The sequence below is a fragment of the Pseudomonas sp. GW821-FHT02C04 genome (assembly GCF_059421845.1).
In genome coordinates this window covers 305,366-320,501 of record NZ_JBWKVT010000003.1, presented here as the reverse complement: position 1 = coordinate 320,501, position 15,136 = coordinate 305,366, and the positions used below count along the sequence as shown (strand labels likewise).

Here is a 15,136-nt window from a genome sequence, read left to right as displayed (position 1 = left end):
ACGGCGCTTCTTTTCAGGAAATCGCCTCTTCATCATGTTCAAGTTAAAAGCCGTGCGCCCGGAATGGGTGACGTTGTTTGCCAGCGCCTTTCTTTTGGCCGGATTCAATTTCGTACTCTGGGAACACCTTTTCGAGATCACCGCTGCCGACGGCAAGGGCATCGCCATGCGCATTGCGTTCGGGGTGATGATCTTCGCGGCGTACAACATCGTGCTGACGTTTCTGAGCTTTCGCCCGGTATTGAAACCGGTGTTGACGGTACTGTTTCTGATCAGTGCCGGCGTGGCTTATTTCATGAGCCAATATGGCGTGATGATAGACGCCGGCATGTTTCGCAACTTCGCTGAAACCAATGCCACGGAAGTTCGCGATCTACTGTCGTTGAAGTTGTTCGCTTATATAGTGTTTCTGGGTGTCTTGCCGTCCTGGTTGTTGTGGAAGTTACCCGTCAACTATCGTCGCTGGCACCGAGAGTTATTAAGCAAAGTTGTGGTGTGTGCAGCATCGGTCGCCGTCATTGGCGGTGTGGCGCTGGCCAACTATCAGGGACTGTCCTCGCTGTTTCGCAACCACCATGAATTGCGCCTGATGCTGGTGCCGAGCAATTACATCGGCGCGTCGGCCGGATATCTGCGTGAACAGGTGGTTTCCGCCCAGCAACCGTTCATCAAGATCGGCGAAGACGCCCAGCGCAACCCGGCGCTGCAAAACCGTCCGCGCAAGTCGCTGACCGTGCTGGTGGTGGGCGAAAGTGCCCGGGCGGAGAACTTCGGCATCCTCGGTTACGGCCGTGACACGACGCCGAAACTGGACAAGGAAGCCGGTTTGATCGCCTTCACCGACGTGCATTCCTGCGGCACTGAAACGGCCGTGTCGGTGCCGTGCATGTTCTCCAACATGGGCCGCAAGGATTACGACGCCAGCAAGGCGAAGAATCAAGAAGGGCTGCTGGACGTGCTCAAGCGCGCCGGCATCGATGTGATCTGGCGCGACAACCAGTCGGGCTGCAAAGGCACCTGCGATCGCGTCACCCTGCAGGACGTGAGCAATCTGAAAGACCCGGCACTGTGCGCCAACAGCGAATGCCGCGACGAAATCCTTCTGCAAGGCCTGCAGAGCTTCATCGATCACCTGGACAAGGACACCGTGCTGGTCCTGCACCAGATGGGCAGCCATGGCCCGGAATACTTCAAGCGTTATCCGAAGGCATACGAACACTTCACCCCGGTGTGTGAAAGCAACGCACTGAACAATTGCAGCCGCGACAGCATCGTCAACGGTTACGACAATACGCTGGTGTACACCGACCATGTGCTGTCGAGCCTGATCGATGTCTTGCGCAGCAATCAGGAAAAAGTCGATACCGCCATGCTGTATCTCTCCGACCACGGCGAGTCGCTGGGCGAGTACAACCTGTTCCTGCACGGCACGCCGTACATGCTGGCGCCGGAACAACAGAAACATGTGGCGATGCTGGCCTGGTTCTCCGACAGCTATCAGAAGTCCTACTCGGTCGACACCCATTGCCTGCAGTTGAGCCGCAACAAGCCATTGAGTCAGGACAACCTGTTCCATTCGATGCTCGGTTTGCTGGAAGTGCAGAGCAAGGTCTATCAGCACGATCTGGACATGTTTGCCGGTTGCCGCGGTGCGGTCATCGACGGGGTTCTGGCCAAGGACTGAGCCTGCGGAATCTTTCTGTAAGACTATTCTTGCTATCCAGCAGGAGATTTCATCAAAGCACTTGCCCTGTGGAGGCGCAGAAAGCGCCGGTGGAGATATATACTGCGCGCCATTCTTGAAGGGAGAGCCGTGTGGCCATCGATATTCACTGGATTCGCGACAACGATAGCCTCGCGCAGTTTTGCGCCGAGTGGCAGCAGCTGCCTTTCGTTGCCCTCGACACCGAATTCATGCGGGTCGACACCTTCTACCCGATTGCCGGCCTGTTGCAGGTCGGCGACGGCAAACGCGCCTATCTGATCGACCCGCTGACCATTGACGCCTGGCAACCGCTGGCGGCGTTGCTGGAAAACCCGGCGGTGCTCAAAGTCCTGCACGCGTGCAGCGAAGACCTCGAAGTCCTGCTGCGCCTGACCGGCAGCCTGCCGGCGCCACTGTTCGACACGCAACTGGCCGCGGCCTACCTGAACCTCGGGTTCTCGATGGGTTACTCGCGTCTGGTGCAGGAAGTGCTCGGCATCGAACTACCGAAAGGCGAAACCCGTTCCGACTGGTTGCAGCGCCCGTTGTCCGACACGCAAATCAGCTATGCCGCTGAAGATGCCGTGCATCTGGCGGAGGTTTTCGTACAACTGCGTCCGAAGCTGTCCGACGATAAATACGCCTGGGTGCTGGAGGATGGCGCCGAACTGGTCGCCAACCTGCGCCGTGAGACCGATCCGTACGAGGTGTATCGCGAGGCGAAGCTGGCGTGGAAACTGTCCCGCGCCCAACTCGCTGTTCTGCGCGAGCTGTGCGCCTGGCGTGAGCGCGAGGCCCGTGCCCGCAATCTGCCGCGCAACCGCATCGTCCGTGAGCATTCGTTGTGGCCACTGGCTCGCACGCAACCGGACAACCTCAGCGCGCTGGGCAAGATCGAAGACATGCACCCGCGTACCGTGCGTCAGGACGGCGAGTTTCTGCTTGATCTGATCAAACGCTCTGGCAGTGTGGGGCCTGATCAGTGGCCGCCGGCCGTGCCGGAGCCGCTGCCGATCGAAGCCGCTGCGCTGATCAAGCAACTGCGGGCCCTGGGCCAGGCCGAGGCCGAGCGCCTGGACATCGCGCCGGAACTGATGCTGCGCAAGAAAACCCTCGAAGCCCTGGTCAAAAGCGGCTTCCCCGAGGGGCCTTACCAATTGCCTGATTCGCTGCGTGGCTGGCGCCGCGAATTGATGGGTCAGAGGCTGCTCGACAGCCTGGCCACCGCCGGAGAACAGCCTTGAAACGTATTTGCTCGATTTACCAAAGTTCGAAACGCAGCGGCATGTACCTTTACGTGCTCAAGAGCGATGCGCTGGAGCGTGTGCCGGAAGCCTTGATGCTGGCGTTCGGCAAGGCGAAGCATTCCTTCGACCTGGTGCTGAGCCCCGAGCGCAAGCTGGCCAGCGAAGACATCGTCGTCGTGCTGGAAAACCTCGACAAGCAGGGTTACCACCTGCAAATGCCGCCGGCCGAGGACGAGTACATCGAACACCTGCCCGAAGAATTGCTGCGACGCAACGACCCGGTCTGACCTGCGAGGCCCTGTCCTGGGCCTCCTGTAATCCCTGGAACTGTTTTTACGGCGACGACCGCCACGAAGTGGGCGGCCGTCTGCACGGTTTGCGAAAGGTTTGAACATGCGCGTTCTGATTGCTGAACACGACCACGCGGTATATGCCCGACTGCTGCGTCAGGCAGCCCCGGATCTTGAAGTGCTGACCAGCGGCGACTCTGCCGAGCTGGCTCGCCAGGCGGTCGATTGCCCGGTGTGGCTGGGTCAGCCGGATCTGTTGGCGACCCTGCTGCGTCAGGGCCACCAGCCACAATGGCTGCAATCGACCTGGGCCGGCATCACGCCGTTGCTGGCCGACGGCCTGCGCCGGGATTACCGCTTGACCCGGGCGGTCGGCATTTTCGGTCAGGTGATGGCCGAGTACGTGCTGACCTACATGCTCGGTCACGAACGCGAAGTGCTGGCCCGGCTGGTCAGCCAGGTCGAGCGCAAGTGGGACAGTCGCACCGGCCAGAGTCTGGTCGGGCGCAAGGTGCTGATCGTCGGCACCGGTGACATCGGTCAGAGCGTGGCGCAGTTTCTGCTGCCGTTCGGCGTCGAGTTGTACGGCATCGCCAGCAGTGCCCGCGAGCAGGCGCCGTTTGTCGAAGTCGGTTCGATGGCGGATCTGCCACGGCTGGTGGGCGAAGTGGATTACGTGGTCAATCTGCTGCCCAACACCGAGCACACCCACGACATCTACGACGCGGCGCTGTTCAAGCAATTCAAGCCGACCGGGTTGTTCATCAACGCCGGGCGCGGTGTGGCCGTCGTCGATGCGGATCTGGTCGAAGCGTTGAAGGAAGGCCACTTGGCCGGCGCGGTGATCGACGTCTGCCGCCAGGAGCCACTGCCACAACGTCATCCGTTCTGGACCGCGTGGGGTCTGCTGTTGACCGGGCACAGCTCGGCACCGACATCGCCGCCGATGATGGTGCAGTTGTTTCTGGATAACTTGCGGGCGTATCAGGCGGGCGAGGCGTTGCGTGGGGAAGTGGATTTCGCACGCGGTTACTGACTACGAAGATCGTTCCCACGCTCTGCGTGGGAACGCAGCCCGTGACGCTCCGCGTCCCTTGAGGCATTCCCACGCAGAGCGTGGGAACGATCAAGCAGTGTGGCTTAGAGGGTGAAATCCCCTTCGGCCGCCAGCTCGCTCAGCGGACGACGCGGGCTCGGTGTTTCCCGCGCTTGCAGGTAATCCGCCAGGGTTGCCTTGTCACCCAGCTTGCCTACCGCAACAGCAGCGTGCAGCGCATACCCTTCCGGAATGTTCAGCTCCTTGCGGGTCAGCTCCTGATCGAAGCCGGCCATGCCGTGGGTGTGCCAGCCGCTCAGGCTCGCTTGCAGCGCCAGGTGGCCCCACGCGGAACCGGTGTCGAAGGTGTGCCACAGCGCCGGTGTTTCTTCGGTCGCGCCCGGTGCGGTGAAGGTGGTTTTCGAAATCACGATCACCAGCGCCGACGCGTGCTGCGCCCAGCTGCGGTTGAATTCGTTGAGCAGACCCAGGTAACGCTCCCAGTTCGGCGTGTCGCGACGGGCGTAGAGAAAACGCCACGGCTGCGAGTTGTACGCCGACGGCGCCCAGCGCGCGGCTTCGAAGAAGCTCAGCAGGGTTTCCTCGGAAATCGCTTCGCCGGTGAAGGCGCGGGGCGACCAGCGATCGGTGAACTGCGGGTGAATGGCGTATTCGGCAACGCGAGGGTTGGCACTCATCGAGAGATTCCTTGCTACGTTTGAGGATAGGTTTGAAGCAAAACCCGGCGGGATCAGTTGGGCTGAACGATGGGGGCTGTATCTGAAGCCGTGCAGTTCACCGGAATGCAACGCGGTCGAGCGTTAATGGCACCCAGGCAGGGCTTCTTGAGACTGGCAAAGCTACTTGGCCGCGCAAAAACTGACAAGCCCCGCACAACCGGCAGTCGCCAGCGCTTGGCCCACGGGGTCTTGGGCACTAGACTGGCGGCCTTTTCACCACCTGATGTAGATGCTTGAGCCATGGCCGCCAAAGTCGAACCGTTCTGGATACGCAAAACCCTCGATCAACTGGATCACGAGGAATGGGAATCGCTGTGCGACGGATGTGGCCTGTGCTGCCTGCAGAAGCTCGAGGATGAAGAAGACAACAGCGTCTACTACACGCGCATCGCCTGCAAACTGCTGGACCTGAAAACCTGCCAGTGCAGCGACTACCCGAACCGCATCAAGTTTGTCCCGGACTGCATCCAGCTCACCCCGGGCCAGGCCGAAGAATTCAAATGGCTGCCGCCGACCTGCGGTTATCGACTGGTCAGCGAAGGCAAGGACCTGCCGTTGTGGCACCACCTGGTCTGCGGTGATCGCGACGCGGTGCATCATGAGCGGATTTCCCAGTCCGGGCGCATGCTCGCCGAGGGCAGCGTGCCGGAAGACGATTGGGAAGATCACCTGATTTTCCGGGCCGGCTAAGTTCTGAGGGGCTAAGTTCTGAGGGCTAAGCCCCGCCGAGGATTCAAGTTTCAACAAGGAGTGTGTATGGCTGTGGGATTGCGCCGGACGCTGATCGTCGGACTGCTGATGCTGAGCGCGCCGGTGTGGGCGGCGAAGAAGGTCGATCTGGATTACCACGTGCGTCTGTTGCCGCAAAGCGATCAGGCGGAAGTGCGTCTGACCCTGGCCAAGGGCGAGGCCGTGCGCAGTCTGGATTTCGACCTCGGCGACGGCAGCCACTACAGCGACTTCAAGGCCGACGGCCAATGGCAATTGACGCCGGGCCAGCAGGCACGCGGCGTGTGGCGCCCGACGGCGGACAAGGCCAGCCTGACCTACCGCGTACGCATCAGCCACGGCCGCAAGAACGGCAGCTTCGACACGCGCATGACCCCGACCTGGGCGTTGATGCGCGGCGATGAACTGGTGCCGCCAGCCAGGCTCGATCAGCAGGACGGCATCGAACTGGTCTCGCGCCTGCAATTCGAACTGCCCGACGGCTGGAAAAGCGTCGAAACCGCCTGGCCGCGTATCGGCAAGAACAAATTCCGCATCGACAATCCCTCACGCCTGTTCGACCGCCCGACAGGCTGGATGCTCGCCGGCCACCTGGGCAGCCGCCGCACGCGGTTGGGGGAAACCGAAGTCACCGTGGCGTCGCCGCAAGGGCAGGGCATGCGCCGGATGGACGTGCTGACATTGCTGACGTTTGTCTGGCCGCAGGTGCAAGCGGTGTTTCCCCGCCATCCGACCAAGTTGCTGATTGTCGGCGCCAACGACCCGATGTGGCGCGGCAGCCTGGCGGCGCGGGAATCGATCTACCTCAACACGCGTTTGCCACTGGTCAGCGAGAGCGGCAGCAGCCCCTTGGTCCGTGAGCTGGCGCAGGTGTTCGGACGGATCAACGACGAGCAGCGCAGTGACTGGATCAAGGAAGGTTTCGCCGAGTATTACGCCGTCGAACTGGTGCGCCGCGCCGGGGGCATGAGCGATGAGCGTTATCAGGCATTGCAGGTAAAACTGGCCAAGGACAGCCAAAAGGTCAGCACACTGCGTGGCGAGCAGATCAGCCCGGCGCAGGTGTCCAAAGCGGTTCTGCTGTTACAGGAACTGGATCGCGAGATCCGTCTGAAGACCCGCAACAAGCGGTCGCTGGACGATGTGCTGCGCGGGGCGATGCATCTGGGGACGGTGGATACCAAGGCGTTTGTACAACTCGCCGAGAGTGTCATCGGCGAGTCGTCCAAGGTGCTTGATACCGGGTTGCTTCAGTAGCGATCAGACCCCGGCTTTGGGCGACTTCACCGAATCATTGCCGGTCACGGTGGCGGTCTTGGTCGCCGCTTCGGCATTGGCTTTGAGCTTGCTCAGCTCTTCACCGGCGCGCTCGATCTTCGTGCGCACGTTGTTCATGTCCTGACGGCTTTTCTCCAGCAGGCTTTTCACCGAACTGTGCCCGGTGATGCCACGGGCCATGGCCACGCCGCCAATCGCCACCTGAATCAGACCGAACAAGCCGCCACGGCGCAGACCCTTGCCGACCATGATCACGCCGCCGGCCAGCGAGCCGATGCGCTCCCAGCCTTCGACGTTCTGCTCGGAGCGGGTCTGGAACGGGGTGGATTCGATACGCTCGACGCGTTTGAGCTCGGTCATGATCTTTCTCCAGGCAATGAGTAATGGATAAACAAGCTGACTGCGTGGGCGGTCAGCTCGTTCCATCGGATGTGCGGCGGTTCAGCGGAATTTCGGCCCGGAACGGGTGTTCAAGCCTTTGGCCATGCGGTCGTAAAGCACGACGTTGACCGTGGCGGCGAGGTTCATGCAACCGGTGGTCGGGATGTACACGACGTCTTCGCACCAGTCGCGGATCTCTTGATCCAGCGAGCCGTCTTCGGGGCCGAAGATGTACAGGGCGCGATCCGGGTGAGTGTATTCCGGCAGCGGGCGGGCGCCGTCGACCAGTTCCACGGCGACAGGTACGCAATTGAGCGGCAGGATCTTTTTCAGGTCGTCGATGCCGATCAGCGGGATGTCGTAGTGCACGCGCTTGGTGTCTGTGACGAAATCGGCGGCGCGCTCATAGCGCTTGCCGGTGTAGAACACGGTCGACACGCCGTAGCAGCCTGCGGCGCGCATCACCGAACCGACGTTTTCCGGTGATTTGGGGTTATACAAACCAATGCAGCTGTACCGTTTGTCTGCCACGAGCGGGGTGCCTTCGGGAAAAAGAGGGCGATTATACGGGGATTGGGGGAGGGGTGTTCAGTTTGAGACAGATCGTTCCCACGTCGAGGCGTCGAACCGTCCGCGTGGGAATGCCTCAATGGACGCTCTGCGTCCGCTTTGGGACGCGGAGCGTCCCGGGCTGCATTCCCACGCAGAGCGTGGGAACGATCATGCCAGGCTCAGTCTTCTTTCTTCATCAACCCGGCCAGCGCCGCAAACGGGTTGTGCGTGGCCTTGGCGATTTTCGGCGTGCTCAGCGAGCCTTCGCCGAAATACTGCTGGTCGGTGTAGCGCGAGTGTTCGTTGTCGTGGCAGTACAGGCACAGCAGTTCCCAGTTGGAACCGTCCTGCGGGTTGTTGTCATGGTTGTGGTCGCGGTGGTGCACGGTCAGCTCGCTCAGGCGCTTGCCGGAAAACTCACGGGCGCAGCGGCCGCACACATGCGGGTACATCTTCAGGGCCTTGTCACGGTAGCCCATTTCCTTGTCGCGCTGGTTGTCGGCGAGGATGCGATCCAGCTTCGAAGTGTTGGTCGGGGTGGACGAACTCATGGGTTCACCTTTGGTAGAAAGACTAATGACGGTTATGACGCAAGTTTAGCTCAGCCCTTGAGCTTCTCGGCAATCCAGATCGTGTGGCGGGTGCCCTTGTTGCCGTGGGCGAAGACCTGCACTTCCTCGGCCTTGAAACCGGCCTTCTTCAATTTGTCGGAAAACTGTCGGTCGGCGCTGGCCGACCACACCGCCAGCACGCCTTTGGGCCGCATCGCCTTGGCGCAAGCGGCCAGGCCTGCGGCGGAATACAGCCAGCTGTTGGCCTTCTGGGTCAGGCCTTCGGGGCCGTTGTCGACGTCGAGCATGATTGCGTCGAAACCGTTCGGCTCGCTTTGCAGCACCTTGGCCACGTCTTCCTGGCGGATCACCGTGCGTGGGTCGAGCAGCGGGCGCCCGGACTTCTCACCCAGCGGGCCGCGGTTCCATTCAACGACACCGGGCACCAGTTCGGCGACCACCACTTCGGCGGTCTTGCCCAGATGTTTGAGCGCTGAGGCGAGGGTAAAGCCCATGCCCAGGCCGCCGATCAGCACGCGCGAGTTCGGTCGGCCGGCAACCTTGCGGCACGGGATCTCGGCCAGCGCGTCTTCGGAACCGTGCATGCGGGTGTTCATCAATTGCCCGCCGTCGCCGCCCTGGATCTTGATGACAAAGTCCTCGCCATACTCGAACAGGCACAGGGCTCCGCCGTTGTCAGGGATCGGCGTGGTGTCGAGCAGAACGAAACGTTTCATGGAAATCTCTAAAGAGGGGAAGGCAAGCAGGCGCGTTGGGAGTAGCCTGAGCGCAGACTTCAGGCCAACGGAGCCCTTGATGAAGCGCACCATTCTAACGGTCATTACCCTGGCCGCGCTCTCGATAACTGCAGTGCAGGCCCAACAGACGATTCCCGTCAGCCCGACGCCGCAACCGGGTTCGCCCGGCACCGCGACGCCAACCCCGTATCCGCAGATCAGCCCGGTACCGATTCCCAAGACCGGTTCCGGCAGTGGCGGGCCTCCGCTGGTGCCGATCGAGATGCCCAGCCCGCCGTCCAAGGATCAGCCGGTGCCGGGTATCGAACCCAACGACGGCAAAGCCAAATCCCCCGGCGGCTAAATCTGCTGTGCCGCCAGTTGGCCGTCGGCCATGCGCAGGCGTTTGGACAGGGAAACGGCGAGGGCGCGGATGATCTTGGCGGCGATTTTCGGTGCGTCGTTGAGCATTTTTTCCAGTGAATCCTTGCCGAGGTTGAGCAACTGACAGTTGCTCGCCGCCACGCAAGTCGCCGAACGGCGTTCGCCGTCGAGCACGGCCATTTCACCGAACGCCCGGCCACTGCGCAGGGTGGCCATGGTCACGACCTGGCCGTCGCTGCCGGTTTTCTGCACGGCCACCTGGCCGGTGTGGATGATGCACATGAAGCTGCCGGCATCGCCTTCGCGAAAGATCGCTTCGCCCTCGGCCACGGTGCTGATGCTGAAGTAGCCCGAAGCGGCGGCGAAATCCGCCAGTTGCAATTGATCGAACAGGCCGCAGTCCATCAGCCAGTCGCGGATTTCGTTGTTCAACAGGGTTGGTTCTGACATGTCGTGCGGTCTTTTTGTTGTGTCGGGTGGCAGGCTCGCCACCGGGGGCCGATCTGCTTATCGGCTCCCGGTGCCCGGAATTAAGACCTGACTGACCGGCGGAGTTCCTCAGGCGATGCCCAGAACCTTGAAAACAAATGCATATTCGAGGGCTACGTCACGTAATCCCTGATAACGACCACTCATGCCGCCGTGGCCGGCGCCCAGTTCGGTCTTGAGCAGCAACGGGTTGTCGTCGGTCTTGGTCGCGCGCAATTTCGCCACCCACTTGGCCGCTTCCCAGTACTGCACGCGGCTGTCGTTGTAGCCGGCGATCACCAGGGTGGCGGGATAAGCCTGCGCAGTGACGTTTTCGTACGGTGCGTAGGCCTTGATCCGCTCGTAGACGTCCGGCTCCTCGGGGTTGCCCCATTCGTCGTATTCGGTGACGGTCAGCGGCAGATCCGGGTCGAGCATGGTGTTGAGCACATCGACGAACGGCACTTCGGCAATCGCCACGCGGAACAGCTCCGGACGCTGATTGAGCACTGCACCGATCAGCAAACCGCCAGCACTGCCGCCGCTGATCGCCAGTTGCGGCGCGGTTGTGATGCCGTTGAGGATCAGGAACTCGGCGCAGGCAATGAAGTCGCTGAAGGTGTTTTGCTTGTGCTCCTGCTTGCCGGCGCGATACCAGGCTTCGCCCAGTTCACCGCCGCCGCGCACGTGGGCGATGGCAAACGCCATGCCGCGATCCAGCAGGCTCAGGCGTGCATGGGAGAACCAAGGGTCGAGGCTCGAACCGTAGGCGCCGTAACCGTACAGGTACAGCGGCACCGGTTTGCCGACCATTTCCCGCTTCATCACCAGGCTGATCGGCACCAGCGTGCCGTCCGGTGCGCTGGCCCACAGGCGTTGGCTGACGTAGGCGTCGGCGTCGAACGGGCCGAGCACCGGGGTTTCCTTGAGCACTTCCTGCGCGCCGGTGGCGAGGATCAATTGCCGAACCTGGGCCGGACGATTCAACGCTTCATAGCGCAGGCGAATGCGGTCGCTTTCAAACTCCAGGCTGTTTTGCACATAGAGGCTGTAGGCCGCATCCGGCAATTGCACGCGATAAGGCGCCAGACCGTGTGGGCGAACTTCGATGATCGGCAAACCGCCTTCGCGCAGGCTCAGGGTCAGAGCTTCGGCGTTGAGGGTCACGCCATCGAGCATCACCGAATCGCTGTGGGGAATCAGGTTCTGCCAGTCTGCTTCGCTCGGCGCGATGCCGGTGTCCGGCGCCTGATACAGGGCGAAGTTGATGCCGTCGCGGTTGGTGCGGATGAACCAGGTCCATTCGCCGTCGAGCTTGCCGTGGTCGACGTCGTATTCGTGATCCTCGACCCGTGGCGCCAGGCAAGTGAAGGGCTGGTGCGGCTGATTGGCGTCCAGCGCCCAGACTTCGCTGGTGGTCTTGCTGCCCAGGGACAGCAGCAATTGCTGTTCGGAGCTGGCGCGGTAGCAATGCAGGAAGAAACGTCCGTCCGGCTCGTGGAACACCTCTTCGGCGGCGGTGCCGTCCAAGCGGTAGCGGAACAGTTTGTGCGGACGATGGGTGTCGTCCAGCTCGCCGAAGAACAACGTCAGGCTGTCGTTGGCCCAGGTCATGCTGCCGTCGCAGTCCTGGAATTCCAGTTCGCTGACACGCTCGCTGGATAATTCCTTCACGAACAGCGTGTAAATCTCGTCGCCCGAGGCATCGACGCTGTAGGCCAGGCGCTGGTGATCCGGGCTGATGCTGAACGCGCCGAGGGAGAAAAAGCCGCCATTGGCCAGGGCGTTCGGGTCGAGCAGCAGTTGTTCGCGGCTTTCGTCGAGGGTCAGGCTGTCGTCGGCCGGACGCGGGCAGCGGTAGTGGCGGGGGTATTCGTCACCCGCCGTGGTGCGGGTGTAATACAGATACGGGCCCCATGGCGACGGCAGGGACAGGTCGGTTTCGAGGATCCGGCCCTTGATCTCTTCAAACAGGGTTTCGCGCAGCTCGGCCTGATCGGCGGTCTGCGCCTGCTGGTAGTCGTTTTCGGCCTTGAGGTAGTCGAGCACCGCATCGGTGTCGCGTTCCTGCAGCCAGGCATACGGGTCGTGACCGGCATCCTGGCGGGCAATCGGGGCGCTGGTGACGTTGGCGGATACGGGCATGGAGGGCTCTCGAACATGACAAATGAGGACCGCACGGACGGCGGGGAAGCCTGATGTGCGAAAAGTCGTTACTATAAGCGCCTCTTTGCCTGCCTTGCCATGGACACCATGACCGAGAACGACTATCTGATCGCCTGGGGCCTCTACGCCTTTGCCGCCGTGGGCTGCCTGTTGGTGTGGATGCGCATGACCCGCTGGATGTGGCGCTGGCTGCGCGAGCCGCTGCGTGTGCTGATGGCGGTGCTGCTGTTCAGCCCGACCATCATCGACCCGGTGAAGGAAAAATTCGCCCCGTCCATCGCCATCACGGCGCTGGATCTGGCGTTCAAGGTGGGCAACAACGCCTTTCGTGCGATTTCCGAATTGCTCATGTACGCCATGATCGCGTTCGGCCTTTACCTGATTTTCGTGCTGATCCGCTTCCCGATCGAGCGCGCTTCGAAGGCTCGCAAGGAACAGGCCGAGGCCGCCCGCGCCGCCGCCCGTGCCGATGACGAGCGCGACGGCGATCAACCGTTCGGCGCCGCCGGCGACGATCGTTATGGCCGTCCACCGTTGCCGAGCAACCCGCAGCGCGGGCGCGTCGAGCCGCGTCTGTAATCACGAGAGCCCGCACATGTGTGAACTATTGGGCATGAGCGCCAACGTGCCGACCGACATCGTGTTCAGCTTCACCGGGCTGATGCAGCGCGGCGGTCGCACCGGCCCGCACCGCGACGGCTGGGGCATCGCGTTCTATGAAGGTCGCGGGTTGCGGCTGTTCCAGGACCCGGCAGCCAGCTGCGAGTCGGAAGTCGCCAATCTGGTGCAGCGTTATCCGATCAAGAGCGAAGTGGTCATTGGTCATATCCGCCAGGCCAACGTCGGCAAGGTCTGCCTGTCCAACACCCACCCGTTCGTCCGCGAACTGTGGGGGCGCAATTGGTGCTTCGCACACAATGGCCAGCTCGCCGATTTCACCCCGATCAAGAGTTTCTACCGCCCGGTCGGCGATACCGACAGCGAAGCGGCGTTCTGCGATTTGCTCAACCGCGTACGTGCAGCGTTTCCGGAACCGGTCGATATAGAAGTGCTGCTGCCGGATCTGGTCGCCGCGTGCGCCGAATACCGCAGCAAAGGCGTGTTCAACTGCCTGCTCAGCGACGGTGACTGGCTGTTCTGCTATTGCTCGACCAAACTTGCGCAGATCACCCGTCGCGCACCGTTCGGCCCGGCGCGGCTGAAGGACGTCGATGTGATTGTCGATTTCCAGGCCGAAACCACGCCCAACGACGTGGTCACGGTGATTGCCACCGAACCCTTGACCGAAAACGAAACCTGGACCCGCTACGAACCGGGCCAATGGAGCCTGTGGCGACGCGGCGAATGCGTCAGCCAGGGCACGACCGAATAAAGGATCTCTCCCCGATGTTGCTCAGTTATCTACGGCTGGTGTTGTTTGCGGCGGGCCTGTTGATCGGTGTCCAGGTGCCGGGATTCATCAACGATTACGCCAAGCGGGTTGAAGCGCATCTGATCGAGGCCCAGACCGGTCTGCGTGGCTTTCAGGGCACTGCCGAGCAGTTTTTCAAAGGTGATATTCAGGCGCTGGTCGCTCATTATCGCGCCAGTGAAGACCCTGTGTTTCGCAGCGATGCCGACAGCCTGAGCACTTTGCTCGCTCGTCAGACCGCACTGGATAAGCAGTTCCAGGCCATGCAGGGCCCGTGGTACATCCGAGTGCTGCAAGTGGCGCTGGCCGCTGATCCGGACATCCGCAAGGAAACCTGGAACGGTTACAGCTATCAGATTCTGCTGACGCCTGAGGCGATGATCTGGGGCATGAGTGGCGCGTTGCTGCTGTCGTTCGGCCTCGAATGCCTGTTCCGTCTGATCGACTGGGTAGTGCTGGGCGGCAAGCGCCTGCGCCAGAGCCGTCCGATCGAAGACCGGGATGTGCGCGGGCTCTAACTGATCAAGGGGCGAGGACGACGTAGTTCTCGCCCATTTTTTGCGCGTACCCCTCCAGCACTTGCTGACACAGCGTCACAATCTCCTCGACCCATTCCACACCGACCCGCCACGACACCACGACCTGCAGGTTCGGCGGACGCTGTTCGATGTCGAGCAGGGTCAGTTCGCCTCGCGCCAGTTCCTCGGCCACCAGCACCGGTGGCAGCGCGCCAATACCGAATCCGTCGCGCAACAGCCGGGTGATCGCCGACACCGAGTTCACACAGTTCAACCGTGGCGCCAGCACGCCCGCAGCCTGCATCAGCGCCAGAATGTCCTGATGCGGCCGGGAGTTTTTCGAGTAGGTGATGATCCGTTCCTGCGCCAGGTCGGCGAGGCTTTGGTAATCGCGGTTGTAGATCGAATTGCTGGCGACAATCCAGCCGATAGGGTGGCTGGCCAGTTCCAGGCTGCGCACGCTTTCATGGCGCACCAGATCGGTTTGCAGGATCAGATCGAGAAAACCTTTTTGCAGCTGATCGCAAAGGTTAAGCGACGTATCCGCCACCAGCTCGATTTCCACCCGTGGGTACAGATCGGTCATCTGCGCCACAAGCGGGCTGAGCCAGGTGTGAATCACCGTGTCCATCACCCCGATCCGCACCCGGCCTACCTTGCTCGATCGGGTTTCGATCGACTGTTTCAGCGCCTGCATCGTGTCGAGCATCTGCTCGGCGTATTCGAGCACTTTCAAGCCTTCGGGCGTCAGGCTGACGCCGCGTGAGTCACGCAGGAACAGCTTCACCCCCAGCTCGCCCTCCAGCACCGCAATCCGGCTGGAGATCGAGGCTTGGGTGGTGAACAGCTTGTCGGCGGTCAGGCGAAAACTCTTCAGCCGGGCGACCCAGACAAAGGTCTCGAGAAACTTCAGGTTCATGGCAACAAATTTTTCTTATGTCTT

18 protein-coding genes are annotated in these 15,136 nt (G+C 61.7%); 10 read left to right on the top strand and 8 right to left on the bottom strand.

The window, feature by feature from the left end:
• Window positions 1-34 precede the first annotated feature (34 nt).
• From AC07VV_RS13415 to AC07VV_RS13400, 4 genes are all read left to right on the top strand, one after another.
• Entirely contained in the window at window positions 35-1,684 is a 1,650-nt protein-coding gene (locus tag AC07VV_RS13415) for a phosphoethanolamine transferase (protein ID WP_495036482.1), read from the top strand.
• Window positions 1,685-1,815: 131 nt separating this feature from the next.
• Complete coding sequence (gene rnd, locus AC07VV_RS13410; RefSeq protein ID WP_495036481.1) at window positions 1,816-2,949, top strand: ribonuclease D; 1,134 nt, start codon at window positions 1,816-1,818, stop codon at window positions 2,947-2,949.
• Window positions 2,946-3,239, top strand: a complete 294-nt coding sequence (locus tag AC07VV_RS13405; protein ID WP_194933713.1) for a YcgL domain-containing protein — start codon at window positions 2,946-2,948, stop codon at window positions 3,237-3,239. Before rnd ends, AC07VV_RS13405 begins: the two co-directional genes overlap by 4 nt.
• Window positions 3,240-3,345: 106 nt before the next feature.
• Window positions 3,346-4,278, top strand: a complete 933-nt coding sequence (locus AC07VV_RS13400; RefSeq protein WP_495036480.1) for a D-2-hydroxyacid dehydrogenase — start codon at window positions 3,346-3,348, stop codon at window positions 4,276-4,278.
• Window positions 4,279-4,382: 104 nt separating this feature from the next.
• Here AC07VV_RS13400 and AC07VV_RS13395 read toward each other — a convergent pair whose 3' ends face one another.
• Entirely contained in the window at window positions 4,383-4,976 is a 594-nt protein-coding gene (locus tag AC07VV_RS13395; protein ID WP_085605592.1) for a nitroreductase family protein, read from the bottom strand.
• A 282-nt stretch (window positions 4,977-5,258) separates the two neighbouring features.
• Here AC07VV_RS13395 and AC07VV_RS13390 point away from each other — a divergent pair, with 282 nt between their 5' ends.
• Complete coding sequence (locus AC07VV_RS13390) at window positions 5,259-5,708, top strand: YcgN family cysteine cluster protein (protein WP_025110643.1); 450 nt, start codon at window positions 5,259-5,261, stop codon at window positions 5,706-5,708.
• Between the two features lie 66 nt (window positions 5,709-5,774).
• A complete protein-coding gene (locus tag AC07VV_RS13385; RefSeq protein ID WP_495036479.1) occupies window positions 5,775-7,004 on the top strand; it encodes a hypothetical protein in 1,230 nt (409 codons plus the stop codon).
• A gap of 3 nt (window positions 7,005-7,007) precedes the next feature.
• Here the strand turns inward: AC07VV_RS13385 and AC07VV_RS13380 are convergent, their stop codons facing one another.
• The 4 genes from AC07VV_RS13380 to AC07VV_RS13365 all read right to left on the bottom strand — a co-directional run bounded on the left by AC07VV_RS13380 (window position 7,008) and on the right by AC07VV_RS13365 (window position 9,246).
• Complete coding sequence (locus AC07VV_RS13380; RefSeq protein ID WP_495036478.1) at window positions 7,008-7,385, bottom strand: YgaP family membrane protein; 378 nt, start codon at window positions 7,383-7,385, stop codon at window positions 7,008-7,010.
• An 81-nt stretch (window positions 7,386-7,466) separates the two neighbouring features.
• Window positions 7,467-7,937 (bottom strand): RNA methyltransferase, encoded by a 471-nt coding sequence (locus AC07VV_RS13375; RefSeq protein WP_007958066.1) that lies wholly within the window; start codon window positions 7,935-7,937, stop codon window positions 7,467-7,469.
• A 200-nt stretch (window positions 7,938-8,137) separates the two neighbouring features.
• On the bottom strand, window positions 8,138-8,509 hold the full coding sequence (locus AC07VV_RS13370; protein ID WP_007944009.1) for a YajD family HNH nuclease: 372 nt from the start codon (window positions 8,507-8,509) through the stop codon (window positions 8,138-8,140).
• Between the two features lie 50 nt (window positions 8,510-8,559).
• The gene (locus AC07VV_RS13365; protein ID WP_493071883.1) at window positions 8,560-9,246 is read right to left on the bottom strand and encodes a spermine/spermidine synthase domain-containing protein; all 687 of its coding nucleotides are present in this window, start codon (window positions 9,244-9,246) and stop codon (window positions 8,560-8,562) included.
• Window positions 9,247-9,325: 79 nt separating this feature from the next.
• Here AC07VV_RS13365 and AC07VV_RS13360 point away from each other — a divergent pair, with 79 nt between their 5' ends.
• Entirely contained in the window at window positions 9,326-9,610 is a 285-nt protein-coding gene (locus tag AC07VV_RS13360; protein WP_495036477.1) for a hypothetical protein, read from the top strand.
• Here the strand turns inward: AC07VV_RS13360 and AC07VV_RS13355 are convergent.
• Window positions 9,607-10,080, bottom strand: a complete 474-nt coding sequence (locus AC07VV_RS13355; RefSeq protein ID WP_096819382.1) for a cyclic nucleotide-binding domain-containing protein — start codon at window positions 10,078-10,080, stop codon at window positions 9,607-9,609. The two genes, AC07VV_RS13360 and AC07VV_RS13355, sit on opposite strands and share 4 nt — an antisense overlap.
• Window positions 10,081-10,188: 108 nt before the next feature.
• A complete protein-coding gene (locus AC07VV_RS13350; RefSeq protein WP_495036476.1) occupies window positions 10,189-12,243 on the bottom strand; it encodes a S9 family peptidase in 2,055 nt (684 codons plus the stop codon).
• A gap of 99 nt (window positions 12,244-12,342) precedes the next feature.
• Between AC07VV_RS13350 and AC07VV_RS13345 the strand changes: the two genes are divergently transcribed.
• From AC07VV_RS13345 to AC07VV_RS13335, 3 genes are read left to right on the top strand one after another with little or no spacing between them, the layout of a single operon-like run.
• A complete protein-coding gene (locus tag AC07VV_RS13345) occupies window positions 12,343-12,843 on the top strand; it encodes an MFS transporter (RefSeq protein WP_495036475.1) in 501 nt (166 codons plus the stop codon).
• 16 nt (window positions 12,844-12,859) lie between these two features.
• Complete coding sequence (locus AC07VV_RS13340) at window positions 12,860-13,636, top strand: class II glutamine amidotransferase (RefSeq protein ID WP_003222625.1); 777 nt, start codon at window positions 12,860-12,862, stop codon at window positions 13,634-13,636.
• Window positions 13,637-13,650: 14 nt separating this feature from the next.
• Window positions 13,651-14,193, top strand: coding sequence for a DUF2937 family protein (locus tag AC07VV_RS13335; protein WP_102620227.1), 543 nt, complete (start codon window positions 13,651-13,653; stop codon window positions 14,191-14,193).
• Between the two features lie 4 nt (window positions 14,194-14,197).
• Here AC07VV_RS13335 and AC07VV_RS13330 read toward each other — a convergent pair whose 3' ends face one another.
• Window positions 14,198-15,112, bottom strand: a complete 915-nt coding sequence (locus tag AC07VV_RS13330) for a LysR family transcriptional regulator (RefSeq protein ID WP_495036474.1) — start codon at window positions 15,110-15,112, stop codon at window positions 14,198-14,200.
• Window positions 15,113-15,136 lie beyond the last annotated feature (24 nt).

What these genes read in the sequence shown, in the direction of transcription:
- AC07VV_RS13370 (WP_007944009.1), bottom strand. Translation starts at nt 8,509, where the DNA reads ATGAGTTCGTCCACCCCGACCAACACTTCGAAGCTGGATCGCATCCTC.
- AC07VV_RS13380 (WP_495036478.1), bottom strand. Translation starts at nt 7,385, where the DNA reads ATGACCGAGCTCAAACGCGTCGAGCGTATCGAATCCACCCCGTTCCAG.
- AC07VV_RS13395 (WP_085605592.1), bottom strand. Translation starts at nt 4,976, where the DNA reads ATGAGTGCCAACCCTCGCGTTGCCGAATACGCCATTCACCCGCAGTTC.
- AC07VV_RS13360 (WP_495036477.1), top strand. Translation starts at nt 9,326, where the DNA reads ATGAAGCGCACCATTCTAACGGTCATTACCCTGGCCGCGCTCTCGATA.
- AC07VV_RS13365 (WP_493071883.1), bottom strand. Translation starts at nt 9,246, where the DNA reads ATGAAACGTTTCGTTCTGCTCGACACCACGCCGATCCCTGACAACGGC.
- AC07VV_RS13355 (WP_096819382.1), bottom strand. Translation starts at nt 10,080, where the DNA reads ATGTCAGAACCAACCCTGTTGAACAACGAAATCCGCGACTGGCTGATG.
- AC07VV_RS13350 (WP_495036476.1), bottom strand. Translation starts at nt 12,243, where the DNA reads ATGCCCGTATCCGCCAACGTCACCAGCGCCCCGATTGCCCGCCAGGAT.
- AC07VV_RS13345 (WP_495036475.1), top strand. Translation starts at nt 12,343, where the DNA reads ATGGACACCATGACCGAGAACGACTATCTGATCGCCTGGGGCCTCTAC.
- AC07VV_RS13385 (WP_495036479.1), top strand. Translation starts at nt 5,775, where the DNA reads ATGGCTGTGGGATTGCGCCGGACGCTGATCGTCGGACTGCTGATGCTG.
- AC07VV_RS13340 (WP_003222625.1), top strand. Translation starts at nt 12,860, where the DNA reads ATGTGTGAACTATTGGGCATGAGCGCCAACGTGCCGACCGACATCGTG.
- AC07VV_RS13415 (WP_495036482.1), top strand. Translation starts at nt 35, where the DNA reads ATGTTCAAGTTAAAAGCCGTGCGCCCGGAATGGGTGACGTTGTTTGCC.
- AC07VV_RS13390 (WP_025110643.1), top strand. Translation starts at nt 5,259, where the DNA reads ATGGCCGCCAAAGTCGAACCGTTCTGGATACGCAAAACCCTCGATCAA.
- AC07VV_RS13335 (WP_102620227.1), top strand. Translation starts at nt 13,651, where the DNA reads ATGTTGCTCAGTTATCTACGGCTGGTGTTGTTTGCGGCGGGCCTGTTG.
- AC07VV_RS13400 (WP_495036480.1), top strand. Translation starts at nt 3,346, where the DNA reads ATGCGCGTTCTGATTGCTGAACACGACCACGCGGTATATGCCCGACTG.
- AC07VV_RS13330 (WP_495036474.1), bottom strand. Translation starts at nt 15,112, where the DNA reads ATGAACCTGAAGTTTCTCGAGACCTTTGTCTGGGTCGCCCGGCTGAAG.